This window comes from Ideonella azotifigens, from assembly GCF_006519715.1.
GTDB lineage: Bacteria > Pseudomonadota > Gammaproteobacteria > Burkholderiales > Burkholderiaceae_C > Ideonella > Ideonella azotifigens.
In genome coordinates this window covers 1-6959 of record NZ_VIDT01000267.1, presented here as the reverse complement: position 1 = coordinate 6959, position 6959 = coordinate 1, and the positions used below count along the sequence as shown (strand labels likewise).

5 protein-coding genes are annotated in these 6959 nt (G+C 66.5%); 3 read left to right on the top strand and 2 right to left on the bottom strand.

What is annotated here, in order from left to right; genetic code table 11:
* Together FKP22_RS16360 and FKP22_RS33900 are read right to left on the bottom strand one after the other, a co-directional pair.
* On the bottom strand, positions 1–640 hold a 640-nt coding region (locus tag FKP22_RS16360), incomplete at its 3' end, for a hypothetical protein (protein WP_141288526.1).
* Between the two features lie 371 nt (positions 641–1011).
* Positions 1012–1311: a hypothetical protein gene (locus tag FKP22_RS33900; RefSeq protein ID WP_231012288.1), complete on the bottom strand. Its 300-nt coding sequence runs from the start codon at positions 1309–1311 to the stop codon at positions 1012–1014.
* 179 nt (positions 1312–1490) lie between these two features.
* On the opposite strand from FKP22_RS33900, the gene FKP22_RS16350 reads away from it, so the two are divergent.
* From FKP22_RS16350 to FKP22_RS16340, 3 genes are all read left to right on the top strand, one after another.
* Positions 1491–3437, top strand: coding sequence for a propionate--CoA ligase (locus FKP22_RS16350; protein WP_259372450.1), 1947 nt, complete (start codon positions 1491–1493; stop codon positions 3435–3437).
* 171 nt (positions 3438–3608) lie between these two features.
* Positions 3609–5846, top strand: coding sequence for an NADP-dependent isocitrate dehydrogenase (locus FKP22_RS16345; RefSeq protein WP_141288524.1), 2238 nt, complete (start codon positions 3609–3611; stop codon positions 5844–5846).
* A gap of 288 nt (positions 5847–6134) precedes the next feature.
* On the top strand, positions 6135–6959 hold an 825-nt coding region (locus tag FKP22_RS16340; RefSeq protein WP_141288523.1), incomplete at its 3' end, for a LysR substrate-binding domain-containing protein.

Here is a 6959-nt window from a genome sequence, read left to right as displayed (position 1 = left end):
GGCGGGCGCGCATCCAGCCGCCGATCAGCAAATGGGTGTCGGACAGCCGGGCGGCGAACTCGATCACGCCGCTCTGGCGCTGCGGGTCCTGGCGCAGCGGCTGAGCCAGCGAAGCATAGGACTTGCGCGCCAGGCGTCGCAGCTCCGGTGCGAGCGGGCCGGGCTCGCCTTCGATGAAGTCGCTGCGTTCGGTCGAGCTGCGCAGCTGTTGCAGGTCGCCGAAGGTCCACTCAAGCGCGGTGGGCAGGTCTTCCTCGCGGTCGTTGCAGCGCACGTGCAGGCTGGCCAGCGGGCTGATGTCGGTCAGCGTGGCAATGCGCAGCAGTTCGTCGGTATCGAAGGCGAACGAGGTGGGCATGTCGCGCTTGCTGCCCAGCCAGATGTCGGACCGTGTGCCCTGCAGCGTGGTCTCGGCCAGCGGCCGGTCGTCGCACCACAGCGTGATCGTCGGCAACTCGCTGCCGCTTTGATGGGCGGCCCAGCCGACCAGGCCGCGCATGAGGTCCAGCGCTTCCACATAGCCGCGGTAGGGCGAGTCATGCGGAGCGTCTTGCGCGTGCTGGGGCGCCCGGCTGCGTGGCGGCCGAGGGCGCATTTCCAGGGCGGCGGCGCTGAGCAGCCCCAGCATCGGGCCGTTCATTGCGCGCGGCCAGCGGGTTGGCGTGCGGGAGCAAACAGCGATGGCAGCGGGGCAGGGGCAGTCTTGAGCATGGGGCGCGAGCCTGAGCGGTTCCAAACACGGTAGGGCGTGCAGGAAGGCTTGCGCCAGCGACGCGGGTCAGGCGGCGTGGGCGGCGGTGTGCGCATCTCCCTGCGGTCGGCCGGGCGCATGGCCCCGGCGCGTCACGCGGCTCTGCCTTGCTACTTCTGCAAGCCGCGATATGCGAAAGATAGGTTTGCGCAGCGTCAATTCCGTGACGGATGTCATGGTCCCCCCACGCTCGTGGGGTGCGCCAGCAACGGTGCCCACCGTCGCCGTGCTCAAAGGGGCGCCTCTTTTTGGTCGCCGCTTCAGTTTGCGTTGGGGGGCGGCTTGCGGTCCATGTGCGCTGGCATCGCGACCAGTTGGCCGTCCAGCTTGCGGCAGGTGCCGGTCAAGGCCTTGCCGTCCTTCAGCGTGAAGCTGACGCTGGCGCCTTCGGCGTGGCCCACGCAGGCCTGCACGGCCTCGGGTGGTGGGCTGGGCGGGCGGCCACGGTCCCCGCCGGGCGGGCCATCCTGCGCCTGGGCGGTGCAGGCGAGGGCCAGGGCTGCAAGGCTCGCGCCCAGCGTGCGGGCGGCGGCCGGGAAAATCAGGGAGAAAGTCTTCATGGCTTGTCCAAGCTCAAACAAAGTGAATGGGCCGGATGTTCGACTGCCTGCTTTGCCTTCGCGTTGCCTGACATTGCCGCTTGGTGACGCCCACGCGATGCGAGGCGACAGATCAGGCGCCACACGCGGCGCTGGTTTCAGGCGGGCGTCAGGCGGGATTGCTAACCTTGCCCGGCGCCATCAAGAGCCAAAGCCAACAGGAGACAAATCAGATGCCGTCGTACACCGATTTCTACCGCCGCTCGATCGACGAGCGCGACAGTTTCTGGGCCGAGCAGGCCGCGCTGATCGAGTGGCAGCGGCCGTTCGACCAGGTCTGCGATGCGACAGATCCCCGATTCCCGAAGTGGTTTGCCGGCGGGCTGACCAACCTCTGTCACAACGCGGTGGACCGGCACCTGCGCGAGCGGGCCGACCAGGCGGCACTGATCTTTGTCTCCAGCGAAACCGGCGTGGAGAAGACCTGGAGCTTTCGCGAGCTGCATGCCGAGGTGCAGCGCTTCGCGGCCATCCTGAAGGCGCAGGGCGTGGGCTGCGGCGACCGGGTGCTGATCTACATGCCGATGATCGCCGAGGCGGCATTTGCGATGCTGGCCTGCGTGCGCATCGGCGCGATCCATTCGGTGGTCTTCGGCGGTTTTGCCAGCCACGCACTGTCCAGCCGCATCGACGATGCGCAGCCGGTGCTGGTCGTCAGCGCCGATGCCGGCATGCGCGGCGGCAAGGTGGTGGCCTACAAGCCGCTGCTGGACGAGGCGATCGAACTCGCTTCGCACAAGCCGGCCAAGGTGCTGATGGTGGACCGGGGGCTGGTGGACTTTGCACCTGTGCCAGGCCGTGACCTGGACTTCGCGGCCGAGCGCGCGGCCCGGATGGACGCCGTGGTGCCCTGCGAATGGGTGGACAGCGCGCACCCCAGCTACATCCTCTACACCAGCGGCACGACGGGCAGGCCCAAGGGCGTGCAGCGCGACACCGGCGGCTACGCGGTGGCGCTGGCGGCCAGCATGCGCCACATCTACATGGCGCAGCCTGGCGAGACCTTCTTCTCCACCAGCGACATCGGCTGGGTCGTCGGCCACAGCTACATCGTCTACGGGCCGCTGCTCAATGGCACCGCTACCGTGATGTACGAAGGCTTGCCGACCCGCCCGGACGCGGCGGTCTGGTGGCGCATCGTCGAGCAGTACAAGGTCAACGTGATGTTCAGCGCACCCACGGCCGCGCGGGTGCTGAAGAAGCAGGACCCGGCCTGCCTGACACGGCATGACCTGTCCAGCCTGAAGGCGCTGTTCCTGGCCGGCGAGCCGCTGGACGAGCCGACGGCGACCTGGATGTCCGAGGCCATCGGCAAACCGGTGATCGACAACTACTGGCAGACGGAAACCGGCTGGCCGATCCTGGCGATCTGCAATGGCGTGGAGCCGGCGCCGACGCGCTACGGCTCGCCGGGCATGGCGGTCTATGGCTTCGACGTGCGGCTGATCGACGAGACCAGCGGCGAGGAGATCACCGAGCCCAACCACAAAGGCGTGATCGCCGTGCAGGGCCCCCTGCCGCCCGGCTGCCTGCAGACGGTCTGGGGCGACGACGAGCGTTATGTGAAGACCTATTGGTCCAGCGTGCCGGGCAGGGCGCTCTACAGCAGCTTCGACTGGGGCGTGCGCGACGCCGATGGCTACTACTTCATCCTGGGCCGCACCGACGACGTGATCAACGTGGCGGGCCACCGGCTGGGCACGCGCGAGATCGAGGAAAGCATCAGCAGCCACGCCGCGGTGGCCGAGGTTGCGGTGCTTGGCGTGGCCGATGCGCTGAAAGGCCAGGTGGCGATGGCCTTCGTGGTGCTGAAGGATGCCGCACTGGCCGCCGAGCCGGCCGACGCGCTGAAGCTCGAGGGCGCGATCATGAAGCAGGTCGACGAGCAACTCGGCGCCGTGGCCAGGCCGGCGCGGGTGCGATTTGTCAGCCTGCTGCCCAAGACCCGCAGCGGCAAGCTGCTGCGCCGCGCAATGCAGGCGGTCTGCGAAGGCCGGGACCCGGGCGACCTGACGACGATGGACGATCCTGGTGCACTGCAGCAAATCAAGGACCTGCTTGGCGGGCCGGATGCGCGGCCTGCTTAAGTGTTCGAGCGCCAAGAAATTTCGGCCGGTTACGGCGCAAATTCCGCATCGTGAGATCGAACTTCAAAAAAGCACCCCATTGAATCGGCTGGCAAATCAAAATCCAGGACTGGCTTTTGTGGTCGCGCAACGCGTGACCGCTGTTCTCCCCTCTCTCTCAGGAAAACCGCCTTGAGCAATTCGCAGCCCACCATCATCTACACCTTGACCGATGAGGCGCCGCTGCTGGCGACAGCCGCCTTCCTGCCGGTCATTCGCACGTTTGCGCGGCCGGCCGGCATCCAGGTCGAACAGAGTGACATCTCGGTCGCCGCGCGCATCCTGGGCGAGTTCCCCGAATTCCTGACCGAAGCCCAGCGCGTGCCCAACACGCTGGCCGAGCTCGGCAAGAAGACGCTGGAACCCGATGCCAACATCATCAAGCTGCCCAACATCAGCGCTTCCCAGCACCAGCTGACCAGCGCGATCAAGGAACTGCAGGCCAAGGGCTACGCGCTGCCGGACTTCCCGGAAGACCCGAAGACCGACGACGAGAAGAAGATCCGCACGCGCTATGCCAAGTGCCTGGGCAGCGCGGTGAACCCGGTGCTGCGTGAAGGCAACTCGGACCGCCGCGCCCCGGCCGCGGTCAAGAACTACGCCCGCAAGCATCCGCACTCGATGGGTGAGTGGAGCATGGCTTCACGCAGCCACGTGGCGCACATGACGCACGGTGACTTCTATCACGGCGAAAAGTCGATGACGCTGGACAAGGCGCGCGACGTGCGGATGGAACTGGTCACCGCGGACGGCAAGACCATCGTGCTGAAGCCCAAGGTTTCGCTGCTCGAAGGCGAGATCATCGACAGCATGTTCATGAGCAAGAAGGCGCTGTGCGACTTCTACGAAAAGCAGTTCGAAGATGCGCGGGCGACGGGCGTGATGCTGTCACTGCACGTCAAGGCCACGATGATGAAGGTCTCGCACCCCATCGTCTTCGGCCATGCGGTGAAGATCTTCTACAAGGAAGCCTTCGAGAAACACGGCAAGCTCTTCGACGAGCTGGGCGTGAACGTCAACAACGGCATGGTCAATCTGTACGACAAGATTGCCACGCTGCCGACCTCCAAGCGTGAAGAGATCATCCGCGACCTGCACGCCTGCCATGAGCATCGCCCGGAGCTGGCGATGGTGGACTCGGCCAAGGGCATCACCAACCTGCACGCGCCGAACGACGTCATCGTCGACGCCTCGATGCCGGCCATGATCCGCATTGGCGGCAAGATGTGGGGCGCCGATGGCAAACCCAAGGACACCAAGGCGGTGATCCCGGAATCGACCTTTGCCCGCATCTACCAGGAAGTCATCAACTTCTGCAAGACCAACGGCAACTTCGACCCGCGCACCATGGGCACCGTGCCCAACGTGGGCCTGATGGCGCAGCAAGCCGAGGAATACGGCTCGCACGACAAGACCTTCGAAGTCACCGAAGGCGGCGTGGCCAACATCGTCGACATCGCCACCGGTGAAGTGCTGCTGAGCCAGACGGTGGAGGCCGGCGACATCTGGCGCATGTGCCAGGTCAAGGACGCGCCGATCCGCGACTGGGTCAAGCTGGCCGTCAACCGTGCGCGCAATTCGGGCATGACCACCATCTTCTGGCTGGACCCGTATCGTCCGCACGAAGCCGAGCTGATCAAGAAGGTCAACACCTACCTGTTGGACCACGACACCAGCGGGCTGGACATCCAGATCATGTCGCAGGTGCGGGCGATGCGTTACACGCTGGAGCGCGTGATCCGCGGCCTGGACACCATCTCGGCGACCGGCAACATCCTGCGCGACTACCTGACCGACCTGTTCCCCATCATGGAACTGGGCACCAGCGCGAAGATGCTGTCCATCGTGCCGCTGATGGCCGGTGGCGGCATGTACGAGACGGGGGCCGGCGGCTCGGCGCCCAAGCATGTGCAGCAGCTGGTGGAAGAAAACCACCTGCGCTGGGATTCGCTGGGCGAGTTCCTGGCCCTGGCCGTCAGCCTGGAAGACCTGGGCCTGAAGACCGGCAACGCCAAGGCCAAGCTGCTGGCCAAGACGCTGGACGCCGCCACCGGCAAGCTGCTGGACAACAACAAGAACCCGTCCCCCAAGACCGGCCAGCTGGACAACCGCGGCAGCCAGTTCTACCTGGCCATGTACTGGGCCCAGGAACTGGCCGCGCAGACGGACGACAAGGAACTGGCAGCCCACTTCGGTCCGCTGGCCAAGAACCTGACCGAAAACGAGCCCACCATCGTCGCCGAGCTGGCAGCGGTGCAGGGCAAGCCGGTCGACATTGGCGGCTACTACCAGCCGGACGCCGAAAAGCTCAAGGCCGTGATGTGCCCCAGCAAGACCTTCAACGCCGCGCTGGAAGCCGCGCACAGTTGAGCCAGTCCCCGCGACTGAACACCAACGGCCACCTTCGGGTGGCCGTTTTTCATGGGGATGGGTGAGCGATCGTTCGTGGCAGGAGAAGCCTTGCTCATCGATCTCCGTGCACGCGCCGCCAAGCCTTCGTTCATCATTGGGTCTGCGACGGTTGCCGGCTTGGTGCTTACCGGTGCCTCTCCCCGTTGTCTCGTCCGCCCGACCGGGGTGAAACGAGGCAGTGCAAGCGGCCTTCGCTTCCCTCACACTTGCTGTCTGTCCGCTCCGCAGCTTCCGCCGCCGCCCCGCATGCGCTTCGATCTGGTCACGCTCAACCTGGTGCTCGCCATTGCCGAGACGCGCAACATCACGCGGGCGGCTGAGCGTGAGCACCTTGCGCTGGCGGCAGCCAGCAAACGGCTGAAGGACCTGGAGACGCGGCTGGGCGTGCAGCTGTTCGAGCGCCGCGCACGCGGTGTCGAGACCACCGAGGCCGGCCGCGCGCTGGTGCGCCACATCCGCAGCCTGCATGCCTCGCTGCATGCGCTGGAGAGCGAGGTGGTGGAATTCAGCCGCGGCATCAAGGGTCATTTGCGCATTGCCGCGAATGCCGGCGCCATCGCCGAGGCCCTGCCGGCCGACCTGGCGGCGTTCTCCCGCGAGCACCCGCAGATCCGCATCAGCCTGGAAGACCTGACCAGCGCCGACGTGCAGACGGCGGTGGCCGAGGGCAGGGCGGACATCGGCATCTTCGCGCCGCCCTTGATCGATCCACGGCTGCGGGCCTGGCCTTATCGCACCGGCGAGCTGGCGGTGGTGATGCCGCGTGGCCATGCGCTGGCCAGCCGGCCCGCGCCGCTGCCGTTCGACGCCTTGCTGGATTTCGACATCGTCGGCCTGCACATTGGTGCCTCGGTGCACGAACTGATGCTGCAGCGAGCGCTGGAACGTGGCCGAACGCTGAACGCGCGGCTGCAGGTGCGCGGCTTCGACGCCATTGCCCAGTTGGTGGATGCCGGCCTGGGTGTGGCGGTGTTGCCAGCCGCCGTGGCGCACCGCTTCGCCAAGCTGTTCGCCATCGAAGTGCGGGCGCTGGACGAGCCCTGGGCGCAGCGCCGCTACCTGCTGGCCGCG